At 42.6% G+C, this 19,358-nt stretch carries 20 protein-coding genes and 1 pseudogene; 17 read left to right on the top strand and 4 right to left on the bottom strand.

The window, feature by feature from the left end:
- Positions 1 to 416: 416 nt before the first annotated feature.
- Positions 417 to 1,829, top strand: a complete 1,413-nt coding sequence (gene rlmD / locus NBH07_RS19815; RefSeq protein WP_009017418.1) for a 23S rRNA (uracil(1939)-C(5))-methyltransferase RlmD — start codon at positions 417 to 419, stop codon at positions 1,827 to 1,829.
- Between the two features lie 12 nt (positions 1,830 to 1,841).
- Positions 1,842 to 3,227, top strand: a complete 1,386-nt coding sequence (locus NBH07_RS19810; RefSeq protein ID WP_008772197.1) for an MltF family protein — start codon at positions 1,842 to 1,844, stop codon at positions 3,225 to 3,227.
- 68 nt (positions 3,228 to 3,295) lie between these two features.
- Here the strand turns inward: NBH07_RS19810 and NBH07_RS19805 are convergent, their stop codons facing one another.
- Positions 3,296 to 4,177 (bottom strand): DUF3078 domain-containing protein, encoded by an 882-nt coding sequence (locus tag NBH07_RS19805; protein WP_008779851.1) that lies wholly within the window; start codon positions 4,175 to 4,177, stop codon positions 3,296 to 3,298.
- Between the two features lie 165 nt (positions 4,178 to 4,342).
- Between NBH07_RS19805 and NBH07_RS19800 the strand changes: the two genes are divergently transcribed.
- Both NBH07_RS19800 and NBH07_RS19795 read left to right on the top strand, forming a co-directional pair.
- The gene (locus tag NBH07_RS19800) at positions 4,343 to 4,576 is read left to right on the top strand and encodes a YecH family metal-binding protein (protein ID WP_005862370.1); all 234 of its coding nucleotides are present in this window, start codon (positions 4,343 to 4,345) and stop codon (positions 4,574 to 4,576) included.
- A 449-nt stretch (positions 4,577 to 5,025) separates the two neighbouring features.
- The gene (locus NBH07_RS19795) at positions 5,026 to 5,376 is read left to right on the top strand and encodes a DUF1622 domain-containing protein (RefSeq protein WP_008779849.1); all 351 of its coding nucleotides are present in this window, start codon (positions 5,026 to 5,028) and stop codon (positions 5,374 to 5,376) included.
- 356 nt (positions 5,377 to 5,732) lie between these two features.
- Here the strand turns inward: NBH07_RS19795 and NBH07_RS19790 are convergent, their stop codons facing one another.
- The 3 genes from NBH07_RS19790 to NBH07_RS19780 form a co-directional block, all read right to left on the bottom strand.
- A complete protein-coding gene (locus NBH07_RS19790; protein WP_250833580.1) occupies positions 5,733 to 5,954 on the bottom strand; it encodes a helix-turn-helix domain-containing protein in 222 nt (73 codons plus the stop codon).
- Positions 5,955 to 5,956: 2 nt separating this feature from the next.
- Complete coding sequence (locus NBH07_RS19785) at positions 5,957 to 6,436, bottom strand: DUF2975 domain-containing protein (RefSeq protein ID WP_008779848.1); 480 nt, start codon at positions 6,434 to 6,436, stop codon at positions 5,957 to 5,959.
- A gap of 290 nt (positions 6,437 to 6,726) precedes the next feature.
- The gene (locus NBH07_RS19780; RefSeq protein WP_008779847.1) at positions 6,727 to 7,035 is read right to left on the bottom strand and encodes a hypothetical protein; all 309 of its coding nucleotides are present in this window, start codon (positions 7,033 to 7,035) and stop codon (positions 6,727 to 6,729) included.
- Between the two features lie 681 nt (positions 7,036 to 7,716).
- Here NBH07_RS19780 and NBH07_RS19775 point away from each other — a divergent pair.
- From NBH07_RS19775 to NBH07_RS19715, 13 genes and pseudogenes are all read left to right on the top strand, one after another.
- Positions 7,717 to 7,854: a sodium ion-translocating decarboxylase subunit beta gene (locus NBH07_RS19775; protein ID WP_138995458.1), complete on the top strand. Its 138-nt coding sequence runs from the start codon at positions 7,717 to 7,719 to the stop codon at positions 7,852 to 7,854.
- Between the two features lie 102 nt (positions 7,855 to 7,956).
- Positions 7,957 to 9,252 (top strand): annotated as a pseudogene (locus tag NBH07_RS19770) (FAD-dependent oxidoreductase); the annotation flags it as partial.
- Between the two features lie 199 nt (positions 9,253 to 9,451).
- Positions 9,452 to 10,582 (top strand): site-specific integrase, encoded by a 1,131-nt coding sequence (locus tag NBH07_RS19765; protein ID WP_005777415.1) that lies wholly within the window; start codon positions 9,452 to 9,454, stop codon positions 10,580 to 10,582.
- A 133-nt stretch (positions 10,583 to 10,715) separates the two neighbouring features.
- Positions 10,716 to 11,489, top strand: coding sequence for a hypothetical protein (locus tag NBH07_RS19760; RefSeq protein WP_004310192.1), 774 nt, complete (start codon positions 10,716 to 10,718; stop codon positions 11,487 to 11,489).
- A 176-nt stretch (positions 11,490 to 11,665) separates the two neighbouring features.
- Positions 11,666 to 12,064: a helix-turn-helix domain-containing protein gene (locus NBH07_RS19755; protein ID WP_004322056.1), complete on the top strand. Its 399-nt coding sequence runs from the start codon at positions 11,666 to 11,668 to the stop codon at positions 12,062 to 12,064.
- Positions 12,042 to 13,148: an AAA family ATPase gene (locus NBH07_RS19750; RefSeq protein ID WP_005777412.1), complete on the top strand. Its 1,107-nt coding sequence runs from the start codon at positions 12,042 to 12,044 to the stop codon at positions 13,146 to 13,148. The genes NBH07_RS19755 and NBH07_RS19750 overlap by 23 nt, the downstream gene beginning before the upstream one ends.
- 106 nt (positions 13,149 to 13,254) lie before the next feature.
- Entirely contained in the window at positions 13,255 to 14,142 is an 888-nt protein-coding gene (locus NBH07_RS19745) for a DUF8464 domain-containing protein (RefSeq protein ID WP_004310189.1), read from the top strand.
- Between the two features lie 235 nt (positions 14,143 to 14,377).
- A complete protein-coding gene (locus NBH07_RS19740) occupies positions 14,378 to 14,830 on the top strand; it encodes a hypothetical protein (RefSeq protein ID WP_032497462.1) in 453 nt (150 codons plus the stop codon).
- 1 nt (position 14,831) lies between these two features.
- On the top strand, positions 14,832 to 15,155 hold the full coding sequence (locus tag NBH07_RS19735) for a DUF4134 domain-containing protein (protein ID WP_004310187.1): 324 nt from the start codon (positions 14,832 to 14,834) through the stop codon (positions 15,153 to 15,155).
- Between the two features lie 60 nt (positions 15,156 to 15,215).
- Complete coding sequence (locus NBH07_RS19730) at positions 15,216 to 15,593, top strand: DUF4134 domain-containing protein (RefSeq protein ID WP_004322059.1); 378 nt, start codon at positions 15,216 to 15,218, stop codon at positions 15,591 to 15,593.
- 11 nt (positions 15,594 to 15,604) lie between these two features.
- Complete coding sequence (locus NBH07_RS19725; RefSeq protein ID WP_004310185.1) at positions 15,605 to 15,898, top strand: hypothetical protein; 294 nt, start codon at positions 15,605 to 15,607, stop codon at positions 15,896 to 15,898.
- A 110-nt stretch (positions 15,899 to 16,008) separates the two neighbouring features.
- Complete coding sequence (locus NBH07_RS19720; protein WP_004310184.1) at positions 16,009 to 18,720, top strand: TraG/VirB4 family ATPase; 2,712 nt, start codon at positions 16,009 to 16,011, stop codon at positions 18,718 to 18,720.
- On the top strand, positions 18,720 to 19,358 hold the full coding sequence (locus NBH07_RS19715; protein WP_004322062.1) for a hypothetical protein: 639 nt from the start codon (positions 18,720 to 18,722) through the stop codon (positions 19,356 to 19,358). The genes NBH07_RS19720 and NBH07_RS19715 overlap by 1 nt, the downstream gene beginning before the upstream one ends.

The following is a 19,358-nucleotide window of genomic DNA, read 5'->3' as shown; positions in this document are numbered from 1 at the left end:
TGTCTATGTTATCAGTATGAAGTTAAAAGAAGTGACTACTATATCAGTATTACTTTATAACTACTGTCTACTGATTACGTTTATAAACAAAAAAAGTGTCTAGATAAATCAGGAAAAGACATTTTGCTGAAGAAACTTTAGTTTCTACAGCATGAAACTAAAGTTTCTCCCTAGTGGAACTAAAGTTTTTCTATAGCAAAACAAAAGTTTTCCTTATAAGAAATTTTAAGAAACTGCAATATATTGATTTATAAACACATACTATACATCCCTTTCTGTCCATAATCATATCTTCATCAATCTTGATAGAATAACGAGAACTGTTTGCCGGACTCATTTAAGTATATAGAACGAAGCTCTTTGTTCTTAGCGGAATTGTAAGTATTTTCGCGAAGCGAATTTAAAACTTAACGACATTGGCAAGAAAGAAGAAACAGTTGCCTATATTAGAAAAGGTAACCATTACGGACGTAGCCGCCGAGGGCAAGGCTATCGCGAGAGTGAACGATATGGTGGTATTTGTACCCTTCGTCGCTCCGGGAGACGTGGTTGATATTCAACTGACCCGTAAGAAGAATAGTTATGCGGAGGGGAAACCTGTATATTTCCATGAGTACTCGGCCAAACGTGCGGAGCCGTTTTGTGAGCACTTCGGTGTCTGTGGAGGTTGCAAGTGGCAACATCTTCCCTATGAGGAACAACTTTACTATAAGCAAAAACAGGTCTACGATAATCTTACCCGTATCGGGAAAGTCGAAATGGAAGAGAAACTTCCGATCTTAGGTTCCGAGCGCACGACTTTCTACCGGAACAAGCTTGAGTTTACTTTCTCAAACAAGAAATGGCTTACGGAGGAAGAGATCCAGTCCGGTGCTTCTTTCGATTGCATGAATGGTGTCGGGTTTCATATACCGGGGATGTTCGATAAGGTATTGGACATCCATAAATGTTGGTTGCAAGATGATATATCGAACAAGATCCGTCTTTGCGTCAAGGAATATTGCCTATCTCATGAGAGATATCCTTTCTTCGATTTACGGAACCAAGAGGGATTCGTTCGTACGTTGATGATCCGTACGGCATCCACTGGGGATTTGATGGTCGTATTGGTTTTCTTCCATGAGGATGTAGAGCGCAGGGAAGCGTTATTATCTCATCTGGCGGAACGATTCCCGGAAATCACGTCCTTGATGTACGTCATCAACGGCAAATGTAATGACACGATCACCGACCAAGAAGTTCTCGTATTCAAGGGAAAAGATCATATCATCGAGGAGATGGAGGGGCTTCAATTCAAGGTAGGTCCTAAGTCTTTCTATCAGACAAACAGTGAACAGGCTTATAATCTATATAAAGTGGCTAGAGAATTCGCGGGTCTTACCGGAAATGAGATGGTGTACGATTTATATACCGGGACAGGTACGATCGCAAATTTCGTCTCTCGTCAAGCAAAGAAGGTTATCGGCATCGAATACGTACCGGAGGCTATCGAGGACGCAAAAGTGAATTCCGCCTTGAACCATATAGAGAACACGCTTTTTTATGCCGGTGATATGAAAGATATCCTTACGCAGGATTTCATAAACCAACACGGACGTCCGGATGTTATTATTACCGATCCACCACGTGCCGGTATGCATGATGATGTGATCAACACTATTCTCTTCGCCGAGCCGGAACGTATCGTTTACGTTAGCTGCAATCCTGCTACGCAAGCCCGCGATTTGAGTTTGTTGAGCGTGAAATACTCCGTCAAGAAAGTCCGTCCGGTCGATATGTTTCCTCATACACATCATGTGGAGAACGTGGTTTTGCTTGAGAAAAAATAAACATATAATATAATGTATAGGAAATACGTCCCCTTTCTGCTCTTTTTGTTCTTCTTGTATGGTTGCAACGGTAACAAACAAGAGGAGAAAGAGGACGTTTCCGTTTTCGTGGATTTACCGCAACTGAAAGCGGAAGGCGAGATCACGGCGGTGACTTTATACAGTTCTACCTCCTACTTCCAATATAAGATGCAACCCATGGGTTACGAATACGATCTGATAAACGATTTTGCCAAGAGCCAAGGTTTGAAATTAAACATCAAGGTCGCCGAGAATCCTGCCCGCCTGATCGAGATGCTAGAAGCCGGCGAGGCCGATGTTGTAGCCTACCCTATCCCAATCAATAACAAGCTGAAACAAGAGGTCATTTATTGCGGCCGGGAGGATATCTCCAGTCAAGTATTGATACAACGGGCCAATAAAGGCGATAAGCTTCTTACCGATGTCACTCAATTAATCGATAAGAATGTTTACGTAAAGCCTAACACCAAATACTCCGAACGACTGAAGAACTTGGATGAGGAACTCGGCGGAGGAATCCATATCCAAAAAGTGGAAAATGATTCCATTGCTACCGAAGATCTTATCGAGATGGTCTCCTTGGGCGAAATTCCCTATACGATCAGCGATGATAACACCGCCCGCCTAAACAAGACTTATTATTGGAATATCAATGTCGACCTAAAGGTTAGTTTTCCCCAACGCTCTTCATGGGTGGTAAGGAAAAGTAGTCCGGACTTGGCGAAGGCCATCGATGAATGGGCTTCCGATAAAACGGGTAAACATTCTTTCAAGGCAGTTACTAAGCGGTACTTTGAATTAAGCAAGCGACCTTTTACCGCAGATATTCCGGAGGTAAAGAATGGACATATTTCCCCGTATGACCCTTTATTCAAGAAACATGCGAAAAACATCGGATGGGATTGGCAGCTGCTGGCGTCTATTTCCTATCAAGAGTCTCATTTCAATCCTACGGTTGTATCGTGGGCCGGTGCCGAGGGGCTTATGGGAATCATGCCAAATACGGCGAAGGCATTAGGTGTCACCCCGCATGAATTGAAAGATCCGGATACGGGAATCCGTACGGGAGTAGATTGTTTACGGCGCTTCCGTCAAGGTTTTTCTGAGATTACGGATCCTGAAGAAAAAGTCAAGTTTACCCTAGCGGCTTACAACGCTGGGATCGGACATATTTACGATGCGCAGCGATTGGCCCGAAAATATGGAAAAGATCCCAATAAATGGGATAATAATGTAGCGGAATATATTCGTTTGAAAAATGATCCCGAGTATTATAACGATCCTGTTTGCAAGCATGGATACTTGCGTGGCTCAGAAACATATAATTACGTGCGGGAAGTGTTGGAGCGTTATCATTACTACAAGAAAAAGTCATAGTTATAAAAAAATTCATAGCTATGAGTGAAAGTAGTCATAACTATGAATTTTCTGCAAGTAAATGCCACTTAAAAATTATAGGCGACACCTATGCCTAATATTTCCTTGAACTGGACCTTCGCCCCCCGTTTCTCTCCATTATCCTCAAAAGTTTTCACGTCGTTATCATATTTAAGCGTCGTATTGAGTGTAGCGGACAGGAATTTATTAATCTTCATGCTTATCAATACATCCCAATTGACATCGATATTTCCGAATTGATCGCTATAAGGAGTGAAAAAGTCAGCTGTAGTAATCAAGTTCACATTTTCCATCACGGTTAATTCCGCACGAGCTTTCAAGTAAGCTCCCCATTCCATTCTGAAGCGATCTCCCGGATCGACCCCGAAAGCTCCTAACTTGGAAAGGTAATCATCCTCCACGAAAGTCATCTTCGTGGAAGCCGGAGAAAGATAAACCGAATAATTGCTTTTGGGACGATATTCCATACCTACGGAGATATTCGAATACGCCGGCGCAAAGAAGTTCGATATATAATGTGTCTTATCCGGATAATTATATCCTTTGGCAAACTGGGTGTTTAAATCTCCCATCAACGTATAATACCATACATTATTGGTGGAATATCCTAATTGGGTAGACAGGGTTATATTATCGGTACTTTTCCTCATTCCCTGCGATTTAGTCTTTGATAATCCGTAATCGAGAGCGAGATTGGTTACCCATAACCAGTCACCGCTTTTATGTGTTAATGCCCCATTCAGATACGCATTTCCGGCAACAGAGTTCTCACCGCCAGCCGACCAATTCGACATCGCCGTTTGCGACAAGTTCAAACCTGTCACACCTTTCAGTACCCATTTGCCTTCCTCATATCCTTTATCATCCGTTTGACCATATGTGATTGTCGTTAATGCGACAAACAATGTCATGAAGAATATACGTTTCATATTGTGATATATTTTAGTTATTAAAAAATAAGACGTCCTATCATTTAAACAGGTTTGATTAATTTTTGTTTAGAAAAGCCTAAAGTTGAAAGGGTGTCACATTTGTTACACCTTTATACGGATAAACCCCTTATTTTTGTATCCGATAATTAAGTAATTTGATTTATGGAACAGTTACATGCACACGAAGTCCTTCATATGATGGAGGGTAATAGTTATTCAGAAGCTTCTTTAAAAGAAGCGATCGTTAAGACTTTTGGTGAGGATCAGCGTTTCTATACTTGTTCGGCGGAAAATATGGATGCGGATGAGTTAATCGTATTTCTGAAACAAAAGGGGAAATTCATGCCTGTCGAAAATGGTTTCACGGTAGATATTACAAAGGTTTGTAATCATTAAAGATTCTACGACACTATCAATGACTCTAGGCTAAATTCTTTTGATTTAGCCTAAAGTTAAAAAAGACTTTCGATTCTACTCAATGGACAATACTATTCCTATAAATAATCGCAAATGATTTTTACATCAATTCATAATCTTTATCAGAGACATAACTTAGCCTACGGTTACCCGCATGATTTATCATCCAGACAAAAGACTCTATATACTTTAGTATCTTATTTGAATTATCACTTTTTATACGTGACAAATAATCCATTTTTCCTAAAAGATAATTACTCACTTCAAGAACACTCATCTTATTACAAGTTTTGTATTATCAGGTTGTTTTTTATCCATGATTGATCCTATACGGGTAAAAGTGTGAGTCCGAAAACCTACCATACCTGCGGGCCTTCCAACAAACATTCTATAGGCCTTTTATGTTATGGTTATAAAATGGTCTATTTATGCTTACTGGTTTTTTAAATACCTTAGCGACAATAATAAGTGTGACAAGCCTTCTGATTGTCACCTATGGTGCATTAATCGGAGTCATCTCATTTTTCAGAAATGAGCTTAAGCGACTTACTGGTAATTATTCCATTACTAACATAAGAAAACTAAGAGCTGTATTCGGTACATACTTACTTCTCGGACTAGAATTTTTGATAGCGTCAGATATCTTAAAAACAGTATTGGAGCCAACACTTAATGAATTGGCCATTTTAGGTGGAATAGTCGTGCTGAGAACAGTTCTGTCTGTCTTTCTGAATAAAGAGATCAAGGAACTAGACACTGAAAATAAAGATACCGAGTAGATCCCATAAAGTTTTCAAGGGAAAGTACAGAAAAATGGCGCTTAAGTCTTGCATGAACAGGATTTAAACGCCATGAAGTAAAGTTAGAAAACCAAACCGCTCGGCCTTCACAGGTGAAGCGGAAGTGGATATATTGCCTTAAACTAATACCTTATATTATTACAACCAGATTAAAGGTCATAATGTTTATGCTTTTGATGAATTTCAATAGCCAAAATAAAACAGAAAATAAAAATCCGCATCCAGCGTCACTGCTACATGCGGATCAAAAATAACAAACTCTTACAAGAGTTAGGCACTACATAAAGTTGTATTATACTAATAAGCAGACTGAACCGCATCAAAGTGTTGATTCCTTATGTTGTTTTTTTCTCATCATTTACATATTCCAAAATGTCGCTTGGCTGACAGTCTAATGCTCTACAAATTGCCTCTAGGGTACTAAAACGAATTGCTTTCGCCTTTCCCGTTTTTAAGATAGAAAGGTTAGATAATGTCAAACCAACTCTTTCAGAAAGTTCGTTCAAAGAAATCTTCCGCTTTGCCATCATTACATCTAAGTTTACAATAATAGACATAATTAAACTGTTAAGTCATTCTCTGATTTCATATCTATCGCATTTTGCAATAATTTTTCAAATACAGCCACGGCTGTCGCAACTACGATAGCGACAAAAGTAGTTGCCATACAAATGGCAAGAAAACCTGCGGGGTCATCTTCTGTATTATGGGTCAACCTTATAAATAGTCCTGCCACCACGATTAAAATACTTAGTAAGATCGCACAATGCTTTATGTTCTTTAAAGTCTTTACAGAGTTTGTTGAAAATACTTTATTTTGCCCAATATAACCGAGCAACCTAAAAGCATTGTACAACGCAACAAAAAAAGCCATTGACGCTCCATATCCATATAAGATAAATGGATCAGCGTAAGTACTAAATAAATCTAGGTGTGTGGCTCGTCCCTCAGTTAAGGGAAACCAAATCAAAATAATAAGTGCCACAATACCGATAAGAACAATAACTGTTTGAAGAAATGCTGTTGAAATTCTTTTCATGACGTATGATGTTAATTTTAAACGACGTTGCAAATGTAATAAATATTTATTGATAAACAATAAATGAATACCGAAATTCAAAAAACAGTCTCTTTCTCAAGCTAATTAAAAAATCTGGACTTGAATCGCCAGTGTAGTGTCGAAGTACAATGATCTCCCATTTGGAAGGGAGAATGGGAATAGAAGAAAAAAAGAACGCCTACCTAAAAAGTGGTAGACGCTCATTGCATACGGTTATTGGGACAAATATAGAGTTTATTTCTATCTTGGATTATCCTATTCATTAATAACTACTTCATCTCTTCTCCCTTTTCATTAAAGATAGCGATAGCCTCCTTGCCCTCGATTAGCAAAATCACCTTAAAGAGTTTCCCTTCAGTCTTTTCCGCAACATATACCTCTTGGATCACTGAATCCGGATAAGATTTCTCTATGGATTGCGTAACTACTCCCGGAAGATCCTTTACCTCGACCTTAACAAAGTCATCTTGATTAACCTCACAAGCGATTACCACTGAATCAACACTTATCTCTGCGGCAAATGCGCTGAAACTACCGATACCCATCATCAATACTACTGCAACTAATACCTTTTTCATGACTCTTGATTTTTAATTAAACAATCTATTCATATTAACGTAATCAATAGATATAGAACAACGGATATGCCAAATTTCGCCTATCTACAGATAGTCATGACACACAACATCTTATATTTTAGCATTAACATATGAATTGGGATATTACGGGATTTTATGGGACATTTTTGGGTAATTATGCCCCAAAAGTCCCAATTCATTGCCATAACCCTTGTAAAACATTTGTGAAACAAATTATCTGTTTTTGAGCAAACAGAGTTAGACAAAAACGATATATTTAGCCATCTAAATTCTATTGAAAGCCAGATTCCATGCGGAAACAAATAAAAATCCGCATCCAGCTTCACAGCTACATGCGGACCAAACAAATAACAAACTCTACTTATATGAAAAAACAAATACTACTAACAAATTATTATACGATGACTACTATCAAGGTGACTTCTGAGTCATTTTATAGTATAACAGAAGATTGTTTGAAAAGGTTCACCAGTAATTTCTTTTAGTCTGAGAGCTTTTCTTTTTATCGACTGTTTGAATATAAAACATTTCAAGCTGCAAATTGTTTTACAAACAAAGATAAAAATGATGATTGATCGGTTTGAGGCATGATTAAGAAGTTATTTTCTATATTATTGTTTATGATAATGCTTTTTGCCTTCCGGATGAATGCGGAAGCGGATGAGGAACACTTTTCTAACGGTTCCTATCGTTAGCGCACTAGAATTAACATTAAATGAAAGCGCTTCCGACGCTATGGTTGGTGGAGCGGTTACTCAAAACGACAAATTTCAAGTAAAACACGGCGATTACTCCTAAATCTTTAGGGATAATCGCTTTTTCATGAATAGATTTCAAGTAAAATTAGGACATTTATCCAATTATATCCGTAATTTTAGCCCAATTAAATCAATAGCAATTATGGAAAGAATCGTTAATCATCCTATTTTAACAATTCCACAAGAGGGAGAACACACTTTTTTATTCAATGGCAAACCCGTAACGGGAATGAAGGGTTTTACCATCGCCGCCGCCTTACATCAGGCCGGCTATCCAGTACACAGTCATAGCGTAAATGGCCGCAATCGTTCGCTGAATTGCGGTATCGGTAAATGTGGCGCCTGCGAAATGCTGGTAGACGGAGAAGTAAAGCGTATCTGTATTACGAAAGTAGACAATGTAAAGGAAGTATCGGAAATAACAGTACAGAATTATACGACAGATTCCCAAATAGAACCCAGAGAAGAACCGGTAGAGATCTATCGAACAGATGTGGCCATCATTGGTGCCGGCCCCGCTGGATTAGCTTGTAGGGAAACCTTAAAAGAACTAGGCTTGAACAGCATCGTAATTGATAGCAATGATAAGATCGGTGGTCAATTCTTGATGCAAACCCATGCATTTTTCTTTTTCGAGAAAGAGCGGCGCTTTGGGGGTATGCGTGGTTTCGATATCGCGAAAACTTTAGCCGGAGACGACCACTCTGGTATTTTCTTACATTCTACGGTCTGGGATATCCTACAAAATAAGCGTATCGCCGTAAAAGACATGCTTAACCATAAAAATTTCTATGTAGAAGCTCAAGCCTTGATAGTCGCTACCGGTGCGGTTCCTTTTATGCCGACCTTCGAGAATGATGATGTGCCCGGAGTTTATACAGCGGCAGTCGTACAGAAAATGATGAACGCTGAATTCACGTTACTCGGCAAAAACATATTGACAGTAGGCGCCGGTAATATAGGTTACCTAACGTCCTACCAATTGATGCAAGCCGGAGCGAAAGTCAAGGCTATTTTAGAGGCGATGCCCCATGAAGGTGGATTTCCGGTACAAGCGAATCGAATTCGCCGCCTTGGCATACCTATTTATACCTCTCATATGCTTTTGAAAGCCATTCCAGACCTGGATCGGACAGGTATCACTGGCGCAGTTGTCTGCGAATGCGAGAACTTCAAGCCAATCCCGGGAACAGAGAAAGTGATCGATGGTATTGATGTTATTAATATATGTACAGGATTGATTCCCGACAACCAATTGCTAACCAAAGGCCAATATACATTTGGAAAACGTTGTGCCGGCGTAGGTGATGCCGTACGGATCGGAGAAGGTACTACCGCCGTACTAAGAGGAAAGCAAGCTGCTTATGAGATCGCCCAAGAGCTAGGCGTACGTTTCAACTACAACGATTACTTACCAATAATCATAAAGACATATATAAAATGAAAACAAGTTCCAAATAAATATAGATAAATCATCTATATATCAATAATTTATATACGAGTTTTTATTTTCAGTTGTTTTCTACGTTTTCAGTTGCTTTGCTCTTTTTAGGTACATTTTTGTTTCTTGTTTGTTTCTTCATTTCGTTTTTATTTGTACCTTTGTGATAGGAAATAACGAATAAAAGGACACAAATATGCCAAGGACCAGAAAGCCAATAAAAGTAAAGGAGCCGATTCGTCTTCGGACGAAGGAGTTGGCCAATGGCAGCAAGAGTTTGTATCTGGATATATACCGAAATGGTAAGCGGACATACGAGTATCTGAAAATGTATCTTATTCCGGAAACGGATCGTAATGCCCGCCAACAGAACGAAACGACAATGGCTGCCGCAAATGCAATCAAATCGAAGCGTATCATAGAGTTGACAAGTGGTGAAGCCGGTATCATGAATCACAAGGATAAGGTTTATCTGCTGGACTGGATGCAACTCTATAAAGAGGAACAGAAGAAACGTGGTAAGAAAAACATAGGCCAGATAAAATCTGTTACCGGTATCTTGAAAGAGTATGCAGGAGAAAGATTCACATTAAATCAGATTGACCTCACTTTTTGCCACGGCTATATCGACTATATGCTGACAAACTACCGTCCCAAAGGAAAACCCATCTCGGCTTCTACGCGTAATACCTATTACCAGATTTTCAACGGTGCGTTAAATGCCGCTGTCCGTGCGAAACGGATCTTAAAGAATCCATTCAACGAAATGGAAAAATCGGAGAAGCCCAAGATGCCGGAAAGTGTGCGTTCGTATATGACTATTGAAGAAGTGAGATCATTAATCGCTACACCAATGCAGAACGAAGGGGTAAAAAGTGCCTACTTGTTCTCCTGCTTCTGTGGACTACGTATCAGTGACATTATCGGATTGCAATGGAAAGATGTGTTTATTGACAACGGCCAATACCGCTTGGCAGTAGCCATGCAGAAGACGAAAGAACCGATTTACCTTCCGCTCTCCAATGAAGCGTTGAAGTGGATGCCGGAACGTGGGGACAAGACAGCAGACGACCATGTGTTCGATTTGCCTTCTGGTATCAACCAGCTTATCAAACCATGGGCCAAAGCAGCCGGAATTTCCAAGCGATTCACCTTTCATACCGCCCGCCACACGTTCGCCACAATGATGCTGACATTGGGGGCCGATTTGTACACTGTATCTAAATTGCTCGGTCATACATCTGTAAAGATGACCCAAGTGTATGCCAAAATCGTCAATAAGAAAAAAGACGATGCAGTAAATCTGACCAACGGTTTATTCGATTGACAATGCAATGAACATCAGATATGTAACCACTTATAAGGGTGTTGTTCCGACAGGATTCTCTTTCGGGAGCAACACTCTTATAATATATCATATAAATCCAATTTAAAATATTTCATCATGAAAAGACCTAACAATGGCCCTCTCTCTTTTTGGAGGGAAAAAACATCTGCACCATTTTGTTGCAGAACAGGATGTAGCGAAAGAATTATTCGCATTGCTCGTTGAAGCAAAAACAATGTATCTCCGTGATGTCGTGACGGGCAATAAGCAGTACTACCGTTACGTGGAGGATTTCGTAAACAGCCACCGGTATATCGACTGTGACCATGCGGTCTGCCGGAACTGCCATGAAATGAACATTCATATCGTCAAGGGGCTATTAAACGATTGCTCCCATCTTATCCGAGCATTTTTTACCGAAGCAGACTTCTCGTTCGAGAAGTGTATGGAACTGAAACGAACGTATGATACGTTTGTGCCACCATCACAGTCCGTCACGTGCTGCAAAGATGGACCGACAAGAATTTATCCTCTTTCTTTTGGATGCAATCTCACTCGTAAACAGATGATAGGTATTACAGCTTGTGCCAATGCTTATCATCTGTTTTGCGTTTCTACCCTACACGTTGAAGATATGGAAGCCCTGCTTTCCTGTAAAGAAGGATTCTGTATTCGTGTAAACAATATCCGCCATGTGGCCATCCTGTTTGATACACTCCTTGAGCACTCGTTTATCCAAGCCAAATGGCAGTCCGTTCTTAGTAGTGGGCGGTTCTTGCAAACCAAGGATGGAAAAGGATTCGTTTCAGCTTCAAGCCTTTCATCCGCTCTGTCTGCCTTGCGTAACAACATGACATCAACAGGTTACGGTATCAGACGAGCCATTGATGAACTGAGAGAGTGGTAAGAAGTGCCAATAAGCGAAGTATGTGAAAGGTAAAAGCGTGACAGTTGCCGTGATACGTGGTTACTATCACGGTACAAACTCACGCTGACCTTTTGGGTTGCCCTATCTTTGACCTCCGTTAGCGCGCTACATAACGGAGGATATACTTCATTGTCTAAATTTATAATAACTCATTTATGCAAAATAATAGATTGACATTCATGGAACGGCTGAGTGAACGGCTTACAAGCGTCGAAGCCATCCTAAAGAAATTAGATCCGATAGAAAGTCTGTTGGAACGCATCGCATTGCTGGAAAAAAATATATATACCACCAAACAGGTGTTTACCTTCCAAGAGGCTTGTATGTATATCGGAATATCCGAGAGTATGCTGTACAAGCTAACATCAGGCAAGGAGATTCCGCACTACAAGCCACGTGGCAAAATGATATATTTCGCCAAAGAAGATCTGGACGAATGGCTTTTGCAGAATTATGAACCAACCGTAGATGAAGCAGCACGTATGGCAAACGAGGCCGCTGCCACACAACCTTTCTTTAATCAAAGACGCCATGGAAAACGAAAGAAGAACTGAATATAATGTGGATATGAGGCCGGAGGAGGATTTCTTATCGGATATCCTCTCCGCCTCGCAGATTCGGGCGACGGATACCTATGAAACGCCGCCACAGATTATCTGGATAGACAACTCGACCATTGCTACGCTCGGCAACTTCAGCGCATCAACCGGCAAGGCGAAATCAAAAAAAACATTTAACGTTTCGGCCATTGTCGCTGCATCGCTGGCAGGGAAACAAGTGCTGAACTACCGGGCGCACCTCCCGGAAGGTAAACGCAAGATTCTGTACGTGGACACGGAGCAGAGCCGCTTCCATTGTCATAATGTACTGGAACGCATCTTGCGGCTTGCCGGACTGCCCACTACAACCGACAGTGAAAACCTCGACTTTATTTGCTTGCGCGAATACTCTCCGGCCATACGCATTGGGGTCATCGACTACGCCTTACGCCAAAGAAAAGGATACGGACTTGTAATTATCGATGGTATCCGTGACCTGATGCTTGATATAAACAGTACCGGTGAGTCTGTGGAAGTCATTAACAAGATGATGGAATGGTCATCAAAGTATGACCTGCATATCCACTGTGTGCTACACTTGAATAAAGGAGATAACAATGTACGCGGGCATATCGGTACGGAAATGAGCAACAAAGCGGAAACCGTACTGGTCATCAGCAAAAACAATGATTGTCCCAACATCAGCGAGGTCCATGCGTTACATATCCGTGAGAAAGAGTTTAAACCTTTTGCTTTCACTGTCAATGAGGGTGGGCTCCCGGTTCTCGCAGAAGGGCATTTGTTTGAGAATGCCCCACATCAGAAACCGAAACAACGGACGGGTTTTATGGAACTAAGCATCGAACAGCACCGTGAAGCCCTTTCCGCTGCGTTTGGAGACAAACCTATCCGTGGGTTTGAAAATATGCTGCAAGCCATGATGACTGCTTACGAGGCAATCGGATTTAAGCGTGGGAGAAACGTAATGGTCAAACTGCTGCAATATTTGACTGACACCTTAAAACTGGTTATCAAACGAGATAAACTTTTTTATTATGACATGACACAGGCAGAAACCATGCTTTTCGATGAAGAATGAGAGCGGGCGCGGGCCTATATAATTCAGTTTAATTTAGTATTTATATATATAGGGGCGCAAACTAAACTAAACCGCTTTTATACAAACAAGTGAAAAGAAATTTAATATGACCATAGACGAAGCAAAACGAGTGCGTATCGTGGACTTTTTGGCCCAGCTCGGCCACCGTGCGCAGTATATGAAATCAGAGCAATATTGGTATCTTTCGCCTCTCAGGAAAGAGGTGACGCCATCGTTCAAAGTCAATGACCGGCTGAATGAATGGTATGATTTTGGTGAGGCCACCGGAGGCGACCTTGTGGAACTGGGTAAGTACCTTTGCGGAACTAAAAGTGTGAGTGAAGCATTAGCATACATCAAACGGTATGTCAATGGTGTGTCGCTGCCGAAAACCCGGGCGTTGCCCGCAACCTCTCGACCAGTGGAAGCCGACATGAAGAATTTGATTATCGTGCCGCTGCGACACCACGCACTGCTCTCATATCTCCATTCACGTATGATTGATTCGGATATCGGACGAATGTTCTGCAAGGAAGTCCATTACGAACTGCGCCAGAGACGTTACTTTGCACTGGCCTTTGGCAATATATCCGGTGGATACGAGGTACGAAACCCTTATTACAAAGGATGTATCAAGAACAAGGACATTTCCTTGATACCCCAATCGCGTGGTGAGGCACAGAGCCGTGTCTGCCTATTTGAAGGATTCATGGACTTTCTGTCCTATCTAACCCTAAAACAGACGGACGATAGTGCCATTTGCATTAATGCCCCCTGTGACTACCTTGTTATGAACTCGGTCAGTAATCTGAAAAGGACATTGACGTATTTGCAAAAATACACGTATATTCACTGTTACCTTGACAATGACCTTGCCGGACAAAAGACAGTGGAAACCATAGCCGGGATGTATGGCAGATGCGTCTATAACGAATCAAACTGTTATGCCGGTTACAAAGACCTGAACGACTACTTACGTGGGAAGAAACAATGAAAAAACCGCTCCCTAAGCCCTCCTTCATCACGGAGGGCTTTTTTTTATATCCCGACTTTTCCTGTTTTCTTATCCAAAATCATATTTGAATATGATTTTGAAATATGATTTTTAGATTTTGAAAAAATATTATATTGAAACGATACGTTTTATAATCAATAATTTTATCTTTCAAATTATCCATTCTTATTTTGCACACACAACCAAATATAAAAATCATATTATACAAAAATATATGAAATCATATTTTATTTTCACCATTGTCCTGACGGTTGCCTATCTCGTCTATTATGCAGTTATCATCGTGCAGGACCTTTATGGAAAAAAAGGAAATGGCAAGCCGGAAGAAGAGGTATTTGACCTCGGTGCGCCAGAAGATGAACAGAGTGTGTACGTGACGGAGAGCGATACGGGATTCAATGTGGGTAATGAGAAATATGAAACAGATGTTGCCCCTACCGCTTCGCCTGCACCACAGGAGACGGAAACCGCAGACAATAATGGCGAGATAGCCGTGGCGGAGAAGCTAAAACGCCTGAAAGCCCAAGCGGAGGAACAGATGGAAGAAACCGAGACCTACCTGTCGGACGCATACACGGCAGACGAACTGTACAAAGCGATGCTTGCCAAAGGAAAGACGGGCAACCGTCCGGAACTGGTGTGGAAACCTCTCAAAGACCGATTGTAAAATGTCGAAAGCAAAAAAAATATTATGTGCATTGTGCTTTGTCCCTTATGCGGCATTCGCCAAAAGTGGCAGCGTAAACTACAGTTGGGGTGCAGACGCACTGGCAACGATGCACGACTTCGTGGTGACGATGATGCTGTACGTGCTGTACATCTGCTACGCTGTCGCCTCGGTTTTCGTAGTCGTTGCCGCGCTCCAGATCTATATCAAAATGAACACAGGCGAGGACGGCGTGGTGAAGTCTATCGTATCACTTGTCGGTGCGTGCCTCTTCATCATTGGAGCTTCAATCGTGTTCCCTGCTTTCTTCGGCTACCGCATATAGGTGGCTGATAGAAGTGTAAAATAAATTCAAAAACAAGAGTACCACAAAAATGTAATAAATATGTTTCAGAAATTTAAAAGAATGTGCCGAAAGGCAAAGAAAACCATCATGCAAGTTTCCACCAAAGTAAGAATGTTAATCATTGCCCTGTTGGGAGGCATACCTGCTATGGCTCAAAGTACGGCAGGCGATTACTCGGCCGGTACGACAGCTCTATCAACCGTAGCGGAGGAAATTGTGAAATACGTTCCTGTCATGGTCAAACTCTGCTATGCCATTGCTGGTGTCGTGGCCATCATCGGAGCCATTTCGGTGTATATCGCCATGAACAACGAGGAACAGGATGTCAAGAAGAAGATTATGATGGTAGTTGGGGCGTGCCTTTTCTTGATTGCGGCAGCCCAAGCATTACCTCTGTTCTTCGGAATTAACGCATAAACAGTCAAGAAATGATTAATGACGGACGTTATCCGGATTATCCGCTGTTCAAGGGGTTACAACGGCCTTTGGAGCTGATGGGATTACAAGGTCGCTACATCTATTGGGCGGCAGGCGTGGCTGGTGGAGCCATTGTGGGCTTTATCGCCGCCTACTGTCTTATGGGCTTTGTGGCCGGACTGGTCGTATTGGCAACTGTCTTATCTGCGGGAATCGTGCTTATCATCCTCAAACAGCGAAAAGGGCTGCACAGCAAAAATGTAAAACGTGGAGTGTATGTGTATGCCTATTCGCACAAAGTATGACTATAAGAAAAACCATCACGGCAATGTGTGTGGCTGATTGATTGTTGAACGCGGGCGGGTTCGCCTCCAGCCGAGGCAGACCTGCCCCTATTTAATGAACGCATATCGGAATGACCCTATATATCATTTTATTTTTCATCGCCCTATGTACGGGTATGGCCTTGTCAGTCTATACGTTCGGTACGGGCGGCAAGCGCAAGCACATCTTTCAGAATATCTATTTCTCTGTGGAAGATACAGATGGTGTGGGTGTGCTGTACACCAAGACGGGTGAATATTCCGCCGTCTTAAAAATCGAAAATCCGGTACAGAAGTATTCGGCGGACATTGACAGCTATTACGATTTCACGCATCTATTCTCTGCCCTTGCGCAAACACTGGGCGAAGGATATGCCTTACACAAACAGGACATCTTCGTGAGAAAACAGTTCGCGAAGGAGCCGGAGCATAATCAAGAATTTCTTTCGGCATCGTACTTCCGTTATTTTAATGGGCGTCCGTACACGGACAGCCTTTGCTATCTGACTATCACACAGGAAGCCAAGAAGAGCCGTCTTTTCTCTTACGATAGCAAGAAATGGCGCGATTTCCTCGTGAAGATTTATAAGGTTCGAGACCTACTACGCGACAGCGGTGTACAAGTGAAATTCCTGAACAAAGCCGAGGCAAGCGAATATGTGGACCGTTACTTTGCGATGAACTTCAAAGACCGTACGGTCTCGATGACGAATGTCAAGTCTGACGACGAAACGGTATCTATGGGTGATAAACGCTGTAAGGTGTACAGCCTCGTGGACGTGGACTGCGCCGCACTCCCCTCGCTGATACGTCCCTATACCAATATCGAGGTGAATAATACCGAGATGCCAGTGGATCTTGTCTCGGTGGTGGATAATATTCCGAACGCAGAAACGGTGGTGTACAACCAAATTATTTTCCTGCCCAGTCAGAAGCGTGAACTGGCATTACTCGACAAAAAGAAGAACCGGCACGCAAGCATCCCCAATCCGAGTAACCAAATGGCCGTAGAGGACATCAAGCAGGTACAGGACGTAATAGCCCGTGAAAGCAAACTGCTCGTGTACACGCACTTCAACATGGTGGTGGGCGTGCCTGCCGACACCGACCTTCAAAAATGCACGAATCACTTGGAAAACGCTTTTGGGCGCATGGGCATACATATCAGTAAGCGTGCATACAACCAACTGGAACTGTTCGTCAGTTCATTTCCGGGCAACTGTTACAGCCTGAACGAGGAATATGACCGTTTTCTGACCCTCTCCGACGCTGCGGTATGCCTGATGTACAAGGAACGGGTGCAGCATAGTGAGGAAACGCCGATAAAAATTTATTATACTGACCGTCAAGGTGTTCCGGTAGCTATCGACATCACGGGAAAAGAGGGAAAGAACAAGCTGACCGACAACTCGAATTTTTTCTGCCTGGGGCCTTCGGGCAGCGGAAAGAGTTTCCACATGAACTCCGTCGTGCGCCAGTTGCATGAACAGGGGACGGACGTGGTAATGGTCGATACGGGTAACTCATACGAGGGGCTATGCGAGTATTTCGGCGGCAAGTATATCAGCTATACCGAGGAACGGCCCATCACGATGAATCCGTTCCGCATCAATCGGGAAGAGATGAACGTAGAAAAAACGGGATTCTTGAAAAACCTCGTCTTGCTTATCTGGAAAGGTACGCAGGGAACGGTCACAAAGACGGAAGACCGTCTGATAGAGCACGTCATCACGGAATATTACGACGCCTACTTCAATGGTTTCGAGGGCTTCACACCCCAACAGCGTGAGGACTTGCGTAAGAGCCTCGTTATTGATGACCGCAACAGCAGTGAGAAGCGGCACGAAAGCGAACGGGAACGCGCGGTCCGCATCGAGGGTATCATTGACGAGATAGAGGGCCGACGCAAGGAACTGAAAGTGGAGGAACTGTCATTCAACTCTTTCTATGAATATTCCGTGCAGCGCATCCCAGATATCTGTGAGGAGAACCGTATCACGGGCATCGACCTCTCGACATACCGCTATATGATGAAGGACTTCTATTTGGGCGGCAACCACGAAAAAACGCTGAACGAGAACATGGACAGCTCGCTGTTCGACGAGACGTTCGTGGTCTTCGAAATCGACAGCATAAAAGATGACCCGCTGCTTTTTCCTTTGGTCACGCTGATTATCATGGATGTTTTCTTGCAAAAAATGCGCATCAAGAAGAACCGCAAAGTCCTTGTCATCGAGGAAGCATGGAAAGCCATCGCCAGCCCGCTGATGGCGGAGTACATTAAATTTATGTACAAAACAGCGCGTAAATTCTGGGCCAGTGTGGGCGTGGTGACACAGGAAATACAAGACATCATCGGCAGCGAAATCGTGAAAGAGGCCATCATCAATAACTCGGATGTGGTGATGCTGCTTGACCAGAGCAAATTCAAGGAACGTTTCGACACCATCAAGACGATTCTTGGCCTAACGGACGTGGACTGTAAGAAAATTTTCACCATTAACCGCCTTGAAAACAAGGAAGGACGCAGCTTCTTCCGCGAGGTGTTTATCCGTCGGGGCACGACCAGCGGTGTTTATGGCGTGGAAGAACCGCGCGAGTGCTACATGACTTACACGACCGAACGAGCGGAGAAAGAGGCTCTGAAGCTTTACAAGCGCGAGTTACAATGCAGCCACCAAGAGGCTATCGAGGCATATTGCCGCGACTGGAATACCAGCGGTATCGGCAAGGCATTGCCGTTTGCGCAGAAAGTTAATGAAGCGGGATGTGTACTGAACTTAACCACTAAAATAACATCATAATGAAAACGAAAAGGATTTTAATCACCCTGTCACTGGGCTACGGGATAAATATGATGGGGTTTGAAAGCAGCTTGACGCGCGAACAAATCTCTGTCAGCAATCCGGAACTCACTGTTTTGTCCCTCCGGGAGTTTTGTATGCTGTCCAAGGAGAACCTGCTCCGCATGGATGACATGACACCGGACAAAGTAGCCGCCATCGAACGGTTGTTGGCAGAGTATTCCCTTCGGTTGGGTATGTCCGATGTAGAACTGGAAGCGTATTTGAACCGGTATTATGAAGAAAACCCCAAAGAAAAGGAGTTTTACGATATGTGCGACAGGCTATGTAACAGCAAACCTGTCTTCGATGAAAACAGGTTTCGAGAAGAACTATTCAGGGAACTGAACAGTAGTCCGATGAGTGAAAAAAGACTAAGTGACTTGGGATGGCTACGTTATCAGACCGTGCGCGAAACTTATCTAAACCAGCCTTTCTTTTTGAGATGGTTCGGCTCCCAAGAAGCCCGGATCAAAAGGGCCATCAAGGATACTACCATCATACATGATATGTTCTGCCGACTTGTCACGGAGAATTGTATCGAATCTGAACGGTGGTATTTCAATCACAAGGAACCGGAATACATAAAAGAGGTCTGA

It is taken from the genome of Parabacteroides sp. B2-S-102, assembly GCF_023656665.1.
In the GTDB taxonomy this organism is placed as follows: Bacteria; Bacteroidota; Bacteroidia; order Bacteroidales; family Tannerellaceae; genus Parabacteroides; species Parabacteroides distasonis.
Note: the sequence above shows the minus strand (reverse complement) of the source record. Positions and strands in the feature narration are given on the sequence as shown.